Source organism: Ruminococcus sp. RTP21484sp1_RTP21277st1_D2_RTP21277_210401 (assembly GCF_040924225.1).
Classification (GTDB): Bacteria; Bacillota; Clostridia; order Lachnospirales; family Lachnospiraceae; genus Blautia_A; species Blautia_A faecis.
In genome coordinates, this window is the sequence record NZ_JBCOMJ010000005.1 from 113,604 (window position 1) to 129,756 (window position 16,153).

18 protein-coding genes and 2 pseudogenes are annotated in these 16,153 nt (G+C 43.3%); 16 read left to right on the plus strand and 4 right to left on the minus strand.

The window, feature by feature from the left end:
* Window positions 1-13: 13 nt before the first annotated feature.
* Complete coding sequence (locus AB5706_RS05595) at window positions 14-592, minus strand: DUF4358 domain-containing protein (RefSeq protein WP_368365920.1); 579 nt, start codon at window positions 590-592, stop codon at window positions 14-16.
* Window positions 589-1,371, minus strand: a complete 783-nt coding sequence (locus tag AB5706_RS05600) for a GDSL-type esterase/lipase family protein (RefSeq protein WP_368365921.1) — start codon at window positions 1,369-1,371, stop codon at window positions 589-591. The genes AB5706_RS05595 and AB5706_RS05600 overlap by 4 nt, the downstream gene beginning before the upstream one ends.
* 231 nt (window positions 1,372-1,602) lie before the next feature.
* On the opposite strand from AB5706_RS05600, the gene AB5706_RS05605 reads away from it, so the two are divergent.
* From AB5706_RS05605 to AB5706_RS05620, 4 genes are read left to right on the plus strand one after another with little or no spacing between them, the layout of a single operon-like run.
* Complete coding sequence (locus AB5706_RS05605) at window positions 1,603-2,454, plus strand: HdeD family acid-resistance protein (protein WP_368365922.1); 852 nt, start codon at window positions 1,603-1,605, stop codon at window positions 2,452-2,454.
* The gene (locus AB5706_RS05610; RefSeq protein WP_368365923.1) at window positions 2,442-3,236 is read left to right on the plus strand and encodes an arginase family protein; all 795 of its coding nucleotides are present in this window, start codon (window positions 2,442-2,444) and stop codon (window positions 3,234-3,236) included. Before AB5706_RS05605 ends, AB5706_RS05610 begins: the two co-directional genes overlap by 13 nt.
* A gap of 16 nt (window positions 3,237-3,252) precedes the next feature.
* Window positions 3,253-4,011: a prolipoprotein diacylglyceryl transferase gene (locus tag AB5706_RS05615; protein ID WP_368365924.1), complete on the plus strand. Its 759-nt coding sequence runs from the start codon at window positions 3,253-3,255 to the stop codon at window positions 4,009-4,011.
* Window positions 4,012-4,061: 50 nt separating this feature from the next.
* Window positions 4,062-5,774: a S8 family peptidase gene (locus AB5706_RS05620; protein ID WP_368365925.1), complete on the plus strand. Its 1,713-nt coding sequence runs from the start codon at window positions 4,062-4,064 to the stop codon at window positions 5,772-5,774.
* Here AB5706_RS05620 and AB5706_RS05625 read toward each other — a convergent pair.
* A pseudogene (locus AB5706_RS05625) lies at window positions 5,763-5,969 on the minus strand (DUF6783 domain-containing protein); the annotation flags it as partial. The gene AB5706_RS05620 and the pseudogene AB5706_RS05625 overlap by 12 nt on opposite strands.
* Between AB5706_RS05625 and AB5706_RS05630 the strand changes: the two are divergent.
* From AB5706_RS05630 to AB5706_RS05645, 4 genes are all read left to right on the plus strand, one after another.
* Window positions 5,886-6,065, plus strand: coding sequence for a DUF6783 domain-containing protein (locus tag AB5706_RS05630; RefSeq protein ID WP_334301196.1), 180 nt, complete (start codon window positions 5,886-5,888; stop codon window positions 6,063-6,065). The pseudogene AB5706_RS05625 and the gene AB5706_RS05630 overlap by 84 nt on opposite strands.
* Before the next feature lie 28 nt (window positions 6,066-6,093).
* Entirely contained in the window at window positions 6,094-6,396 is a 303-nt protein-coding gene (locus AB5706_RS05635) for an STAS domain-containing protein (RefSeq protein ID WP_368365926.1), read from the plus strand.
* Between the two features lie 195 nt (window positions 6,397-6,591).
* The gene (locus tag AB5706_RS05640) at window positions 6,592-7,002 is read left to right on the plus strand and encodes an ATP-binding protein (RefSeq protein WP_368365927.1); all 411 of its coding nucleotides are present in this window, start codon (window positions 6,592-6,594) and stop codon (window positions 7,000-7,002) included.
* 145 nt (window positions 7,003-7,147) lie between these two features.
* Window positions 7,148-8,536, plus strand: coding sequence for a uracil-xanthine permease family protein (locus AB5706_RS05645; protein WP_368365928.1), 1,389 nt, complete (start codon window positions 7,148-7,150; stop codon window positions 8,534-8,536).
* 281 nt (window positions 8,537-8,817) lie between these two features.
* On the opposite strand, the gene AB5706_RS05650 is transcribed toward AB5706_RS05645, so the two are convergent.
* Window positions 8,818-10,047, minus strand: a complete 1,230-nt coding sequence (locus AB5706_RS05650) for a 6-phosphofructokinase (protein ID WP_368365929.1) — start codon at window positions 10,045-10,047, stop codon at window positions 8,818-8,820.
* A gap of 47 nt (window positions 10,048-10,094) precedes the next feature.
* On the opposite strand from AB5706_RS05650, the pseudogene AB5706_RS05655 reads away from it, so the two are divergent.
* The 8 genes and pseudogenes from AB5706_RS05655 to rpsF form a co-directional block, all read left to right on the plus strand.
* Window positions 10,095-10,202: pseudogene (locus tag AB5706_RS05655) on the plus strand (DUF6783 domain-containing protein); the annotation flags it as partial.
* A complete protein-coding gene (locus tag AB5706_RS05660; RefSeq protein ID WP_368365930.1) occupies window positions 10,190-10,633 on the plus strand; it encodes a hypothetical protein in 444 nt (147 codons plus the stop codon). The pseudogene AB5706_RS05655 and the gene AB5706_RS05660, both read left to right, overlap by 13 nt.
* A 100-nt stretch (window positions 10,634-10,733) precedes the next feature.
* Window positions 10,734-12,029 carry a VWA-like domain-containing protein gene (locus AB5706_RS05665; RefSeq protein WP_368365931.1) on the plus strand — a complete coding sequence of 432 codons (1,296 nt, stop codon included), beginning with the start codon at window positions 10,734-10,736 and terminating at the stop codon, window positions 12,027-12,029.
* Window positions 12,026-13,546, plus strand: coding sequence for an ATP-binding protein (locus AB5706_RS05670; RefSeq protein ID WP_368365932.1), 1,521 nt, complete (start codon window positions 12,026-12,028; stop codon window positions 13,544-13,546). The genes AB5706_RS05665 and AB5706_RS05670 overlap by 4 nt, the downstream gene beginning before the upstream one ends.
* Before the next feature lie 207 nt (window positions 13,547-13,753).
* Window positions 13,754-14,620 carry a class B sortase gene (gene srtB, locus AB5706_RS05675; RefSeq protein WP_368365933.1) on the plus strand — a complete coding sequence of 289 codons (867 nt, stop codon included), beginning with the start codon at window positions 13,754-13,756 and terminating at the stop codon, window positions 14,618-14,620.
* Window positions 14,621-14,757: 137 nt separating this feature from the next.
* Window positions 14,758-15,486 carry an NAD-dependent protein deacylase gene (locus AB5706_RS05680; RefSeq protein ID WP_368365934.1) on the plus strand — a complete coding sequence of 243 codons (729 nt, stop codon included), beginning with the start codon at window positions 14,758-14,760 and terminating at the stop codon, window positions 15,484-15,486.
* Between the two features lie 56 nt (window positions 15,487-15,542).
* Entirely contained in the window at window positions 15,543-15,737 is a 195-nt protein-coding gene (locus tag AB5706_RS05685; RefSeq protein ID WP_173715669.1) for a DUF951 domain-containing protein, read from the plus strand.
* 109 nt (window positions 15,738-15,846) lie between these two features.
* Window positions 15,847-16,134, plus strand: a complete 288-nt coding sequence (gene rpsF, locus AB5706_RS05690; RefSeq protein WP_117851485.1) for a 30S ribosomal protein S6 — start codon at window positions 15,847-15,849, stop codon at window positions 16,132-16,134.
* The last annotated feature ends 19 nt before the right edge of the window (window positions 16,135-16,153 follow it).

A 16,153-nucleotide genomic window follows, 5' to 3' on the forward strand; every position in this document is an offset into this window, starting at 1 on the left:
AACGTCAATTCTCCTATATCATGGATAATAAAGCCTGGCGAAGTTCCTGGGCGTTTTCACCGCAGAAATACCAGACATAGGCACCGCGCTTTTCTACAGAAGCTTCTCCGAGAAGTGCCATCTGATCAGTTCCATAGCCTTCGAAAATGTTCTTCTGACTTTCAAGATGAGCCTGAGCTGCTTCTAAATAGGCGCTTGCCTCAGAAGAAGAATTAGCCTTAACTACCAGAACTTCGTCTACAGACATGGGGGAGGCTGCTTTACGGAAAAAGTAGCTGTCTATGTCATTCTCATCAATCTGATAAAAACGGCGAAGACCGGAAACCCCTGGCTCACTAAGGTCCGTAACACCGGAAACCTGTTCAAGGGCAGCAGATATTTTGTCCATGGACACGTCTGCTGCGTAGTCGGACACATAGAGGCGTCCCAGATAGACAACCAGGAAAATTACCATGACGGATTTTATGATAAGGGAACCGGTAAGCTTGAAATCAGAAAGGATGCTGGTTCCCTGATTTTTATTTTTCTTCAGATTGCCGCTCAGTTTGCCGGAAAAATCTGAGAGGATATTTCGTTTGGTATTCAGCTTCATACGAGACCTGCCCTTTCTGCCATATAAGTAAGCCATTTGGGGTAGTAGTTGTAAACCATATGTTCACCATCCGGCTCATACATGCTTTCGTCTACAAGGAATGTATCGTCTATAAAAGTGCATCCCATTTCGTCACAAAAGTCCCTGAGTGCCTGATTAAAGCTGTCATAATAAGCAAGAGCAGGACTTTGGTCGATGGCGCTTTGCTGGATGGGAAGAATGCTGTTGATGTAAATGGCAGTATCCGGAAGAGCGTTCTGGATCTGTTTCACTTTCACACGGTAGGCGTCAATAAAAGCAGAGGAATCACCATTGTAAATTTCCAGGTCATTTGCTCCAAAGGACAGGAAAAATACGCTTGGATTCAGACTGATGGCGGTATTGATCTGGTCATCTGCATCGTCAATGCGAAGTCCCAGCTTGGCAACTACAATACTGGTGTCAAGAAAACCATATTCTGCAATGGATTCTGTAATAGAGTCCCCTACAATAACAGTTTCCTGAAATGCCTGTTTAATTTGTACATCTGTGAGAATATCGCCAAGAACACCCTCCTCTGAGTCCGATCCGGTGGGCTTTTCTTTCTCGGAAAGTGCACGGATCGCATCCTCTATGCTGGAGATATCAGCTGTTTCAAGCTTCTGAAGACGTTCAACTGTTTCCTGACATTGTTTGTCAGTATTGCCTGAACGAGAGCAAAAAAAAGCTACCCCTGCAGCCAGCACCACGACAGCTGGGATAACGGCAAGAATGGTTTTGTTGTTTTTAATATTTTTCAAAATTTAATTCTCCGATAAAAAATTAGATATAATGGAACTGTTCCCTGTTTGAACAGTTACGACATAATTCATTTTCCTTCGACATTCATTATAATACCACAGGGAAAAACTTCAAGTATAAAAATGGATTTTTTATATAGGAAATTATACTCTTTTTCCGGCTTTTTGTGGACGAATTTCACGAAATAGTTTATACTGTCCAAAAAGAACCGGAGGATAACAGGAGGTTAAATGATGGAAGAGAAGAAAAGCAAAATTTTAAGAGGACAGATTCCAACATCTGTATTTTATATTCTTTTTGGACTGTGTCTGGCATTGATGCCTGTAGAAACGGTGAACGTTCTGTGCAAGGTGGTATTTGGGCTGGTTCTGATCGGAGCCGGTGTTTATCACATTCTGATCTTTGTTCTGGAAAAGGATAATTCTACTATATTGGATCTTTTTTCCGGTGTGATCGTGTTGGTGATCGGCATCTTTTTGTTTATGAATCCAACTGTGGTTGTGAAACTGCTGACTCTTATGCTGGGAGCTTTTATTCTGGTGGACAGCATCTGGATGATGCGCGGCAGTATGAAACTGAAGAAGCGCGGGCAGGGCGTTTGGAAGGCATTTCTGGTTGAAAGTCTGATTTTTATAGGACTTGGAGTGCTGATCCTTGTAAATCCATTTTCTGAAATCAAGATGACCGTGCAGATTTCAGGATGTATTTTTGTAGCGAACGGAGTGCTGGATATTATTTTTTATCTGATTCTGAAACACGGGCTGAAAAAAGAGATTCAGGATGGATCAGCTGGTGATGGAAAGAAAGAGGACAAAGTGACAGATGTTGATGTGGCTGTGAAAGATGCTGAAACACCGGACTTAGGTTTTGAACCTGCGAAGAAGGTTGACACTGAGACAGCCGAATCTGGTGCTGAAAATACAGGTGCTCAGGAAGAGCAGACAGATCAGGAAGAGCAGGCGGATCAGGAAGAGCAGACAGATCAGGAAGAGCAGACAGATCAGGAAGAGCAGGCGGATCAGGAAGAACAGGCAAGTCAGAAGCCGGAAGAAGAGGAAATTCTGGAGGAATGGAAGGATTGAAGCGGAACATTGTGATCATGGATTTTTCTGGAATTTACCAGGAAGAGCAGTTCTATGAGGGAGAGCAGATTTCCTGGATAGACCTGAGTGATATTTCAGGAACCAACTGTTACTGCGATGGAGATGCCCAGGCGCAGATTCTGGAACGAATGGAAAAATATCCGGTTTCCGGAATTTATTTTATGGATTCCGGAAATTATCATTATATGAGCAGAATCGGGGCTGGGCGGGTGAAAGAGCCCTTTAACCTGCTGGTTTTTGACAATCATACAGACATGCAGCTTCCTGCTTTCGGAGGGCTTTTGTCCTGCGGGGGGTGGATCGCAAGTGCACTGGAAGAGGTGGAAAAGCTTCAGGAGGTCTGGCTGATCGGGCCGGATGAGGAAGCGTACGGGCAGGTGGAAGAACCCTTTAAGGGCAGGGTACATTTTTTGTCTAGGGAGAGGCTGGCTGAGGCAAGGTCGCATATGGCTGAGAAAAAAGGTTCTGAGGAAGAATTGATCAGAAGCTTGGAAATTCCTGCAAATATACCGCTGTATGTCTCTATTGATAAGGATGTGCTCTGCCCGGAGGAAGCTGCCACTACCTGGAGCCAGGGGGATATGACTTTAGAAGAGATGCTGAAAGTACTTCTGGCATTGTGCTCTCATTTTGAAAAAGAGAATGGAAAAATCCTGCAGGTGGATATCTGCGGGGAATGTGATTCGGATAAGAGTATGGAAAGTCCTAAAAATGATCATGCAAACAAGGAACTTTTAAGGTACTGGAAAAAATGGTTTTGAGTGGAGAGAATAATTTATGAAAAATGAACTTCTGCGGATTGGTCCATTTACGATCTATGGGTACGGACTGATGATCGCCATTGGAATTCTGGCAGCTTATTTTACCGGAGAATACAGGGCAAAAAAGCGGAAACTGCCCTATGAACACGTTTTTTATCTGGTGGTATGGTGTGTAGTGGGAGGATTCCTGGGCGCCAAGATCCTGTATTGGATTACAGAATGGAAAAGTATCCTGGAAAATCCGGGGTTCCTGAGTGCTACTCTGACCGATGGCTTTGTGGTATTTGGTGGAATTGTTGGTGGAATTTTCACGGCGTATGTATATTGCAGGGTGAAAAAACTGGATTTTCTGAAGTTTTTTGATACGTTAATGCCTTCTGTAGCGCTTGCACAGGGATTTGGAAGAATTGGGTGCCTGCTGGCAGGATGCTGTTACGGAAAAGAAACGTCCGACGCTTTTTCCATTACGTTTCATACGTCTGCTTTTGCACCAAATGGGGTGGCGCTGGTTCCTACGCAGATTTATTCCAGTATTCTTGACTTTCTTCATTATGGTTTGCTGCTCCTGATTTTGAGAAGTCAGAAAAAAGATGGAGAGACAGCGGCGGCATATCTGATTTTTTATAGTGCAGGAAGATTTGTGCTGGAGTTTTTCCGCGGGGATCTGGCAAGAGGAAGTGTGGGAGTGCTTTCTACGTCGCAGTTTATTTCGGTCTTTACATTTTTGGCAGGAATTGTGATGTTGGTACAGAGAAAACACGCTTCAAGTCATTGAAATGAAAAATAAAGCATACTCTTAAATGAAAAAAGCTTTAAGGGGCAGTTATGGAAAATAAAGACGCGGGCAATTGGGGTATGCAGGAGTCAGTTTCACCGGCACAGGACGAGATGTATGCGGATTTTATTGTAAAATATATGGGCTATTTTCAGGAAGACCTGGGCGATGTCCCAGGTTTTAGTTTTCAGAAAATAAACGGGATTTACGGGGTAGTCTATGCACCCTTGACAGAAATTGGAACGTTGAATATCAATACGTATTCCTACAGTTTTATTCCAAAATGTTATACGCATATGGATCTTGGAAGCCTTAGTGCTTCCGGAATTACCCGGCTTCAGGAACAGCCCTACCTTCAGCTGAAAGGAAGCGGAACAGCTGTTGCGGTTGTGGATTCTGGAATTGACTATCGGAATCCGGTTTTTCAGAACGAAATGGGCAGCAGAATCCTTTGTATCTGGGATCAGACCTTAGAGGGAGATGGGAAGGAAGTGCCTTATGGTCGTGTCTTCTGGAAAAAGGATATTGATCAGGCACTGGCTTCCGGGAATCCTCTGGAAATTGTGCCTTCTGTGGATACGGATGGCCATGGAACCAGAATGGCTGCTATTGCGGCTGGAAATTATTTTCCTGAGGAGAATTTTTCTGGAGCCGCACCAGAAGCTATGCTGATCATTGTGAAAGTGAAGCCTGCGAAAAAATATCTCCGGGAGTTTTATCTTTTCCCTGCAGAAGCGGAGCTTTTCCAGGAAAATGACATTATGACGGGAATGGATTTTGCAGTGCGCATTGCGAATGACAGAAGAATGCCTCTTTCTCTGTGCCTTGGAATTGGCAGCAGCCAGGGAGCACATATCGGGAAAAATCCACTGAGTCTTTATGTGGATTATATTTCCCAGTATTCGCTGATCTCAGTTTCCATTGCAGCTGGAAATGAGGGAGCGGCAAGACATCATTACGCAGGCCGTCTTACAGACAGAGAAAACCAGGCGTTAGCGGAGCTTCGCGTAGGAAACAAGGAGCCTGGTTTTACCATGGAATTCTGGGGCGAACCGCCGGAAATTTATAATCTTTCTTTGCAGTCTCCTACAGGGGAAATTCTGGATATCAGCGCTTCACTGGGGGAGGTGACGCAGGAATTATCTTTTGTCTTTGTGGAAACAAGGGTGAAGGTAAATTATGTTTCTATTGAGCGGCAGACCGGATACACGCTGGTATATTTTCAATTTATCCAGCCGGCACCTGGAATCTGGCGTATTTTTGTCAGAGGAAGGGATGGGCAGAATGTAGGATTTCACATGTGGCTGCCGGTTCAGGGGCTGATTTCGGAGGAGACCTATTTTCTGGAACCATCGCCTTATAATACAGTGACGGCACCTGGAGATTCGCTGGAGAGTATTACCGTAACTGCTTATCAGTATCGTGACAACAGCCTGTATGTCCAGGCAAGCAGAGGCTTTATGCCGGATGGAAATGTAGTTCCCCAGGTAGCAGCCCCAGGCGTCCAGATCCGGGTACCCCAGTTAAACGGTCTTTACGGAAATGCCTCCGGCACCAGCCTTTCTGCCGCTCAGACTGCCGGTGCAGCTGCACTTCTGTTCGAATGGGCGGTGATACGTGGGAATCAACCCTATTTTACCGGCTCGAGTGTGAAAAATTATATTACACGAGGGGCAGAGCGTGAAGAACGGATGCAGTATCCAAATCGGGACTGGGGATTTGGGAGAATGGATCTTTATCATACATTTGAGTTATTGGCGTGATAAAAAAACTTGATAAAACTTGACACAAAATATTGATTCTTTGTATAATAAATCCATAAAATATGGAGAAATATATACGAAGAATGTTTTATCAGAGTGATTAGAACGTGTTTGAAAAATCATTCCCGCAATCTGCACGCCCCACTTTGCGGTATATTTCACCCGAATTCGGTTGCCGTAGCCCGCTACGGCGCCCTCATCCGAGCGAAATCTCCCACAAATTGTGACGCACATCTTGCAGAAAGCCTTTTTCAAACACGCTCTAGGACGGACATAAGAGAAAAGCTGTGAAAATAATCTGATTTAAAAGGAGAAGAATATGAGCCTGAAGATTGAAAAGAAAAATGAAGGAACAAAAGATACTGTAATGCTGTCAGGAAGACTGGACACAACCACAGCTCCTGAATTGGATGTTTTTGCAGAGAAGGAACTGGCAGATACACAGGAACTGGTGCTTGATTTTGCAGATCTGGAGTACATTTCATCTGCTGGTCTGCGTGTGCTTTTGAAATTGCAGAAGGTTATGAATAAAAAAGGAAGTATGAAACTGATCCATGTGGGAGAAGTGGTAAAGGAAGTCTTTGAGATTACAGGGTTTACGGATGTTTTAACAATAGAGTAACACGCGCTGCAGGTCTGGCTGGTTTTAGGGGGCAGAGAACTTACCATGTGAGGAACCGGTTCAGCGCGCATGTAAATAAAGGAATTCTGTGTTTAGTGCAGGATTCTTTTTTACATAGTTCAGGAAAAAAGGTATGGTCGTCTGGCAGGATGGAAACAGAAGCCTTGGTAGCGTATGGGAAAGGAGCTGTGAAATTTGAAAAGTATTACAGTGGAAGCAAAGATAGAGAATGTGGATAAAGTCACGGAATTTGTAAATGAAGTGCTGGAAGAAAAGGATTGTCCGTTGAAGGTTCAGATGCAGCTGGATGTTGCCATAGATGAGATATTTGGAAATATTGCTTATTATGCTTATGGGAAGGGCAGCGGAAATGCCACGATACAAATTGAAATGGAAGATAATCCGCCGAAAATCACATTGACCTTCATAGACCAGGGAATCCCTTATAATCCACTGGAAAGCAAAGATCCGGACATTACACTGGACATTGAAGACAGAGAAATTGGCGGACTTGGAATTTTCCTGGTGAAGAAAACCATGGATGAGCTTTCTTATGAATACGTTGACGGACAGAATATTTTAACCATGAAAAAAGAACTGGCATAAGATTAAAAAACGAAACAGATAAATGTTTACAAAAAAAGGCTGGCTTTTTTGTGAATATTACATCCAAACATTTTGAGCCAACCTAATTGTTTTTGTACGCCTTATTTGGTATACTGTATAAAACAAAAGAAAGCAGGAAAATATTATGAAGAGAGGCAGTATTTTTGAAACGGATGGTATCCCGCGGATACAGGAAGCCCTTCCTCTTGCTTTGCAGCATGTTGTTGCAATGATCGTGGGATGTGTCACCCCTGCCATTATTGTGGCAGGCGCAGCAGGGCTTGAGAATAAGGATCAGGTCATTCTTATTCAGGCAGCTCTGGTAGTTGCTGCGCTGTCTACTTTACTCCAGCTTTTTCCCATTGGGAAGAAGTACAGGATTGGTTCAGGACTTCCCATCATTATGGGTGTCAGCTTCGCATATGTACCAAGTATGCAGGCCATTGCGGACGGGTATGGAATCGACACCATTTTGGGAGCCCAGATTGTAGGCGGTGTTGTTGCCGTTATCATGGGAATTATGGTAAAAAAGATCAGGGTATTTTTTCCGCCTCTGATCACAGGAACAGTGGTATTTACCATCGGACTTTCCCTGTATCCCACTGCAATTAACTACATGGCTGGTGGAACCTCTAATCCGGATTATGGCTCCTGGCAGAACTGGCTGGTGGCTTTCTTTACCCTTGCAGTGGTAACAGTCCTGAACCACTTTGGAAAAGGAATCTGGAAGCTTTCTTCTATTCTGATTGGTATGCTGGCCGGATATGTGGTATCCATTCCATTCGGAATGGTGGATCTTTCAAGCGTGGGTAAGGCAAGTGTGTTCCAGGTACCACAGCCGTTGCACTTCGGAGTGCATTTTGAGATTTCTGCATGTGTAGCCATCGGACTGCTTTTTGCAATTAACTCAATTCAGGCAATTGGTGACTACTCTGCAACTACTATCGGTGCTATGAACCGGACGCCAAAGGATTCAGAGCTTCAGGGTGGTATTGTAGCTTATGGTATTACCAATATTCTTGGAGCCCTGTTTGGAGGACTTCCAACTGCAACATACAGCCAGAACGTTGGTATTGTTACCACGACCAAGGTTATCAACCGCTGGGTTCTGGGACTGGCAGCTGCTTTCCTTGGAATTGCCGGATTTGTGCCGAAATTTTCAGCACTTCTGACCACGATTCCCCAGTGCGTATTGGGTGGTGCCACAGTTTCCGTATTTGCATCTATTGCTATGACCGGTATGAAGCTGGTAGCTTCTGCAGAGATGGATTACCGTAATTCTTCCATCGTAGGTCTGGCTGCAGCGCTTGGTGTGGGTGTTTCCCAGGCCAATGCAGCACTTGCCACACTTCCTGCATGGGTGACTACCATTTTCGGAAAATCTCCGGTTGTGTTGGCAACGATCATAGCAGTCTGTCTGAACCTGATCCTGCCTAAGTCAAGGGATGAGGAGAAAGAAGAGAAAATTTATGACAGCCAGGTTCAGGAGAAACTGGAAGAAGATCATAAGATATTTGAAAATGATCAGAAATAAGGCAGAAGGAATCATGGATTTTTGCTGATTGTGTGAAAAATAAAGAAAAAAGTAAGAACTCCTTTGTTCTGTAAGATCAGGTATCTAGAGCCTTTTTCAAACACGCTCTAACTGATCTTATAGAGAAAGGAGTTCTTCTTTTTTTCGTGAGCCACAAGAAAAACATGTAGAATATGTTTCGCCCTGTTTAAATCATGATACCGTATAGGGAGATTCTCAGCAGGATCTGAACTCAGAACGGCGGGGGTATTTTGTTACTGTGGACGGAGTGAACAATAACGTTATTTTCTGTATACGCAGACAGGAAGTCCGTCTTCGCCCATAGGCAGTTCTACATTTCCCTGAATCAGTGGACGTGCATAATGGATGAAATCCTCTGTCACGTCAGAACCGTCCTGGCTGATCCAGGAAAGGGGAACGGTTTTCTCCTCATTACAGATTTCATTGACATCCTCAAGTCCACATCTCATCTGGTAAACGCCCTCAGAGGTCTCCTGACGGATGAAAGATACCATTTTTCCAGTTTCGCCTTTCAGCGCAGCTTGAACGCCGAAAATACCGGCTGTAATGGCCTCCTGGCGGTCCGTGTCAGAGAGCATGGAGGCACTGCAGCGCTGGCTTACATTCAGTTCAATGGAGCGGGCTTTCACGCCGAGTCGGCTTCGCACCAGGTTTTCCAGATATTTGCCGCAGCCGGCCAGCATTTTATGACCAAAAGTATCAGTGCCTACGGAATTGTCATATTCGCAGATAAAAGTTCCCTTATTATCATGAATGCCTTCGGAAACGCAGACAACAACATTGCAGTTTTTTTCGAAGCAGGCTTCAGTTTTTTTCAAAAATTCTTCTGTATCGAAGGCTGTTTCCGGAAGATAAATAAGAAGCGGGTTATCGCCGGTATATTTGCGGGCGAGGGCACTGGCTGCTGTAAGCCATCCGGCATGACGTCCCATGATCTCTACGATGGTCACGGATTTTTTCTCATAAACATTGGCATCCAGGGTGATTTCACGAACTGTGGAAGCCACATATCTGGCAGCACTGCCGAAGCCAGGAGTGTGGTCAGTATGCACAAGATCATTGTCAATGGTCTTCGGCTCTCCGATAATGCGGATGTCACTGCCAATCATGGCTGCGTAGCGGGAAAGCTTGCTCACAGTATCCATGGAATCGTTGCCTCCGATGTAGAAAAACCAGCCGATATTCATCTCCTCAAATTTGCGGAAAAGCTCTGGGTATACCGGATCTTCCAGAGATTCAGGAAGCTTATAGCGGCAGGAGCCCAGGTAAGCGCCTGGGGTGTAGGTAAGATATTTCAGCTTTTCCCCGGGAAGTGCTTCTTCAAAGTCAAGGATGGTGCCCTTCAGAAATCCTTCAATACCGTTTATCATGCCATAAACATGTTCGATTTCTTCCTGTTTTATGCCCTCAGAAACTACACCATAAAGGCTGCTGTTGATAACTGCAGTAGGTCCGCCGGACTGTCCGACGATCAAGTTCTTTTTTTCCATTTTAATGAAACCTCCTGTTGTTCTTAGCGCCTGTTTGAAAAAGGTTTTCTGCAAAATATACCGCAAATTGTGACGCATATCTTGCTGGAATGATTTTTCAAAAAAAACGCTTTGGTATTTTTATTATAACAGGAGAGAGCGTATGTGGCAAATGAGAAAAATACGATTGTGGGAAAAGGCAGGATGGATTATAATAAGAAGCAGGGAAACTGCAAGAAAGCTGGGATTATATATGGAAAAAGAGCGTGATATGCGGTATGAAAAATTCCAGACAACAGGACAGGAGCGGATTCGGCTTGCCTGCGCATTGGAAGGATTTTTTTTAACAAATGAGTGCGAAGAAGAGAAAAAAACTGCCTATGGCCAGTATCTGAAGCGAAGAATCCGCCCTGCTATGGAAGCTTTGATCCGGGAAGAGAATGTGGGGAAAATGGAGCTCTTGAAGAGTTTTGGCTGGTTTGGAGCAGAAGAACTGGAGAATTTTATCTATACTGCCAGAAGAGAGCGAAAGCTGGAGAGCCTGGTGTGGCTGATGAGGTTAAAGGATCAGAAATACGGATATAAAGAGAAAAAATTTGACCTTTAGCAGGAAAGAAAGCGGAACTATGCAGGATAATAAAGAAAGAAAAATGTCTGAAAATACAGGCAGTTTCATAAAGAAAAAAAGGCAATACCAGGAAATGGGAATGAAAATCCTGCATATCTGCAGGAGTGAAATCTGTGCAAGATTTCCATTTTTTTCTTATGCATCAGCAGCCCTTTCGGCGGTCGTGGAGACAAACATGTTTCCGCGCAGCATGGGAAATGAGAGCTATTTGCAGTCCTGGAACCATGGAATTGGAACTGACGGTGAGAGGATAATAGCAGACCCTGTATTTCTGATCTATACGTGGGCAGAGAATCCAGAAAGGCTGAAAAGAGGCTGTCTGCACATGTTGTTTCACTGCCTTTACCAGCATCCTTTTTCTGACAAAAAGATGGAAGAAAGATTGTGGAATGTGGCTTGTGATCTGGTTGTGGAGCTTCTGATCTGGCAGAATATTCCGGAAAATTTATGGCAGTATCCGTCAGAAGAACTGCAAAAAAGAAGACAGATTTTTGAATTTATAGAGGGCAGAAATTGCTCTGCACAGGTACTTTATCAGCTTCTGAAACAGGAAAAACTCCCTTTTAATATTGAAGAGCTGGAATCTCTTTTTTCCTTTGATGATCATTCCCTGTGGAGTGTAAATCCATGGAAAAGGGAACAAAAACGGAGCAGGTGGGAAAAGATTCTTACATATACCACCCTTGGAAGGGAGCGGCAGAAGCATCGGATCGGAGCAAGTCCTGGAAGTAAAGAAGAGGAATTGGAAGAACTGTACAAAAGCCGATATGATTATCGGAAATTTCTCCGAAAATTTGCTTTTCCCAGGGAAGAAATCCAATTGGATGAGGATAGCTTTGATTATATTTTTTATAATTTTGGAATGGAGCAATATGGAAATCTGCCGCTGATCGAGCCGTTGGAATACAAAGAAGTGAATCGTCTGGAGGAATTGGTGATCGCCATTGATACTTCTGGTTCCTGTTCAAAGGAGCTGGTCCGGAGATTTCTTGGAGAGACTTACCAGATCCTCAGTACCAGGGAGAATTTTTTTAAGAAAATGAAAGTATATATTGTCCAATGTGACTGTTGTATTCAGTGGTACCAGGTGATCCATTCAGAGGAAGAGTGGAAAGAATATATGCAGAAGATAACCATACAAGGACGAGGCGGAACCGATTTCAGGCCTGTTTTTGAACTGATCAGAAAGGAACAGGAGAAGCGGGAATTGCGGAATCTGAAGGCTTTGATCTATTTTACTGACGGAGATGGGATTTATCCGAGACAGAAACCGGATTATGAAACGGCCTTTGTATTTGTGAAAAAGACGGAAAATATGAGACTTGTGCCGGACTGGGCTTATAAACTGGTTATTGGCGAAAGGACAAAAATATGAATATCAAAGACGCAAAAAATGAGATTATCCATACCCTTGCTGCTTATTTAAAAAAGGACGGGAATGGAGTTTATACTTATCCTCTGGTACGGCAGCGTCCAATCCTTCTGATCGGTCCGCCGGGAATCGGAAAAACTGCTGTTATGGAGCAGGTTGCAGCCGAATGTAAGGTGGGCTTGGTGGCTTACACCATCACGCATCATACTCGTCAGAGTGCAGTGGGACTTCCCAAAATTGTCACCAGGAATTACGGTGGTACGGAAATTGATATAACAGAATACACCATGAGTGAAATTATTGCTTCTGTGTATGAGTACATGGAACAAACGGGAAAAAAGGAGGGAATCCTTTTTATAGATGAGATCAATTGCGTGTCAGAGACGCTGGCTCCGGCTATGCTGCAGTTTTTGCAGAACAAGACCTTTGGAACCCATAAGGTACCGCAGGGATGGATTATTGTAGCAGCTGGCAATCCACCTGCATACAACAAATCTGTCCGGGAATTTGACATTGTTACGCTGGATCGTGTAAGAAAGATTTCCATACAGGCAGATACAGATATATGGCTGGAATATGCGGGAGAAAAGGGCATACATGGCGCAATTTTGTCCTATCTTTCCCTTAAAAAAGAGAATTTTTATATGGTAGAAAATACAGTAGATGGCAAGTTTTTTGTGACCGCCAGAGGTTGGGAGGATCTTTCTGAAATCCTGAAAAGTTATGAGGAACTGCAGGTTGAAATTGGAGAGGAATTGATTGGAGAATTTCTTCAAAAAGAGGAAATTGCAAGAGATTTTGCCGGTTATTACAGACTGTATGAGAAGTATAAATCTGATTATCAGATACAGGAAATTCTTGATGGAAATGTAACTTCCAGGCAGCTGAAGACTTGTTGCGATATGGGGAAAAAGGCATCTTTTGAAGAACGCTTTACTGTAACTGAAATGCTTCTTGAAGCTGTGACAGAAAGAATTTCATCCTTTCAGAAAACAGACGAAAAGACAGAAAAATTATACGGAAATCTTAAATTGCTTAAGGTTTTTTTGCAGGAAAAGAACAGCGTAGAAGCTATGGAACAGTTTATTGTTTCCAGAAGAAATGCATTGGATGCGAAAATCTGTTCAGAGCTTCTGACAGCAGAAGAAGCTGCCAGGGAAGAGGAACAGATCAGAATTCTGGAAGAGTATTTTTTCCAGTTGAAAGAGCTGCATATTTCTGACGTGGCAGAAGGAATAGAACAAATCGGCGAAAGGTTTGGCAATGTTTGCAGATTACGAAACGAGAAACTTGAGGAAACGAAGAAGATGCTGGAACAAGCCTTTTCTTTTCTGGAAGAATGCTTTGGGGAAGGGCAGGAATTGCTGTTGTTTGAAACCGGTCTGACAGGAGAGGACAGATGCAGTATTTTCATCTCTCAGTATGGCTGTCCTTCTTATTTTAAACATTGTGAACTTTTGCTTTACAGCAAAAAAGAAAATGAGATGCGGAAAGAGTGTAGGGATTTGCTGGAAGAATAAGTGAAGAATGTAGGAATTACTGATGCTGAAGGTATGACGTGTATAATACTCTGAGCACGAAATCATGCTTTGCATGATCTCGCGCCGCAATCCTAAGACAGAGGTTGCAGGAAAATTTTATAGCCTATATAATATAGAGAGATTTTAAAAGTTTTATATATGCGAAACTTCAGATTATGTAAATAATATTGGTAGAAGGAGGTTGCTATGAGCGAAGATAAGAAACCCAAAAAAAAGAAAAAAGCAGGTGATATATTTCTCACAATTGTACTGATCGCTGCAATCTGTGTATTCTGTTATGCGGCATATAATCTTTATCACATTTATACAGAGTATAAGAAAGGCTCAGATGAGTATAATGCGATTGCTCAGATGGCGGTGACAGAGCGTGATCCGGATCAGGACAGTACCAGTGAAAGTGAGGAAGCAGCAGGACCAGACGGACCGACTCTGAAGGCCCCGCTGGATATTGATTTTGATTCTCTTCGAAGCATTAATACAGATGTGATCGGCTGGATCTATGTGGAGGCTCTTGATGGTGTCAGCTATCCGGTGGTAAAGGGAACTGACAATGACCAGTATCTTCATCTGACCTATGAGAAGAATTATAATTTTGCCGGAACTATTTTCATTGATTATGAGAATAAGGCAGATTTCAGTGACTGCAATACGCTGGTATATGGTCACAATATGAAGAATGGAACTATGTTTGGACAGCTGAAGAATTTCAGCAAGGATGATTCTGCTTACAATAAGAGCAAATATTTCTGGATCTTTACCCCGGAGAAGACTTACCGGTATGAGATTATTTCTGCGTATACCACAGCGGTAAACAGTGATACATATACACTGTTTAAGGGACCTGGACAGGAGTTTGTGGATTATATGAATAAAATAGTCTCCTATTCTGATGTTAAGACTACACCAGGTGAGCTGGGCGTAGACGACAAGATCGTTACTCTTTCCACATGTACCGGTAATGAGTCTACCCGTTATGTGGTTCAGGGAAAAAGAGTGGATACTTTGGATGTTGTGAAGAAATCAGACAGCACGAAGCAGACAGGTGATAATTAGAACCAGATCTTTTTGAAAAAGCATGCAGACCCATAAAGGTCGGGGGATTTCAGCAGGGTGTTAGAGAAACTTTGAGAGAGGTATCGGAAAGCATATTACTGTAAAATGTGTACCGTATAATGATTGGAGGAATGGACATGAGTAAGGAAGTGGAAAGACTTCAGGAGCTGATCGACCAGTACGATAATATTGTATTTTTCGGAGGAGCAGGAGTTTCTACGGAGAGCGGGATCCCGGATTTTCGAAGCCAGGACGGACTTTATAATCAGAAGTATGATTATCCGCCGGAAACTATTTTAAGCCATACCTTTTTCATGGGTCATCCGGAGGAATTTTATCGTTTTTATCAGGACAAGATGCTATGCGATACAGCGAAGCCGAATGCTGCTCATCTGAAGCTGGCGGAGCTGGAAGAAGCCGGAAAGCTGCAAGCAGTTATCACCCAGAATATTGATAATCTGCATCAGATGGCAGGCAGTAAACATGTACTGGAGCTTCACGGAAGTGTATATCGGAATTACTGTATGAAATGCGGAAAATCCTATGACTTCAAATATATGAAAGCTGCGGAAGGTGTTCCAAGATGTTCCTGCGGTGGAATTATCAAGCCGGATGTGGTTCTTTATGAAGAAGGACTGAATGACCGCACCATCAATGAGTCTGTGCGTGCTATTTCCCAGGCGCAGGTTCTTATTATAGGAGGGACGTCCCTGGCAGTTTATCCCGCGGCAGGATTGATCGATTACTTTTCCGGAGAACATCTGGTAGTGATCAACAAGTCCCCGACGCCAAGAGACCGGTATGCAGATCTTTTGATCAAGGAGCCTATCGGACAGGTGTTTTCCCAGATAAAAGTTAAAAAATAGTGTGCTTGAAAAAGGTTCTAAAGCAGAAATGAAGCAGGTAAATAAGGAGTTTATATATGGCAGCAGTTGTTTATGAAGTTGGAGATATTGTTACATTGAAGAAGGGCCATCCATGCGGCAGCAAGGAATGGGAAATCTTAAGAGTAGGTGCAGATTTTCGCCTGAAATGTATGGGCTGTGGACACCAGATCATGGTACCGCGGAAGATGGTGGAGAAAAACACAAAAAATCTTCAAAAAAAGGAAAAATAATGCTTTACAGCCTGAAAAAAGTATGTTAGAATCAAAAATCGTGATATATAAAATATCCTTGCTCTTTGACAGGCAAAGGGCCAACAGACCATAAGGAGGTAAGACAAGCATGAACAAGTACGAGTTAGCATTAGTTGTTAGCGCAAAAGTTGAAGACGAAGTACGTGATGCAGTAGTTGAGAAAGCTAAAGGATACATCACTCGTTACAATGGCGTTATCACAGACGTTGAAGAATGGGGTAAGAAGAAATTAGCTTACGAGATTCAGAAAATGCATGAAGGCTTCTACTACTTTATTCAGTTTGAGGCAGACGCACAGTGTCCGGCAGAAGTAGAAAGACATGTACGTATCATGGACAACGTATTAAGATACTTAGTTGTCAGAAAAGACGCATAATCTTTTTGCATAATCGGAT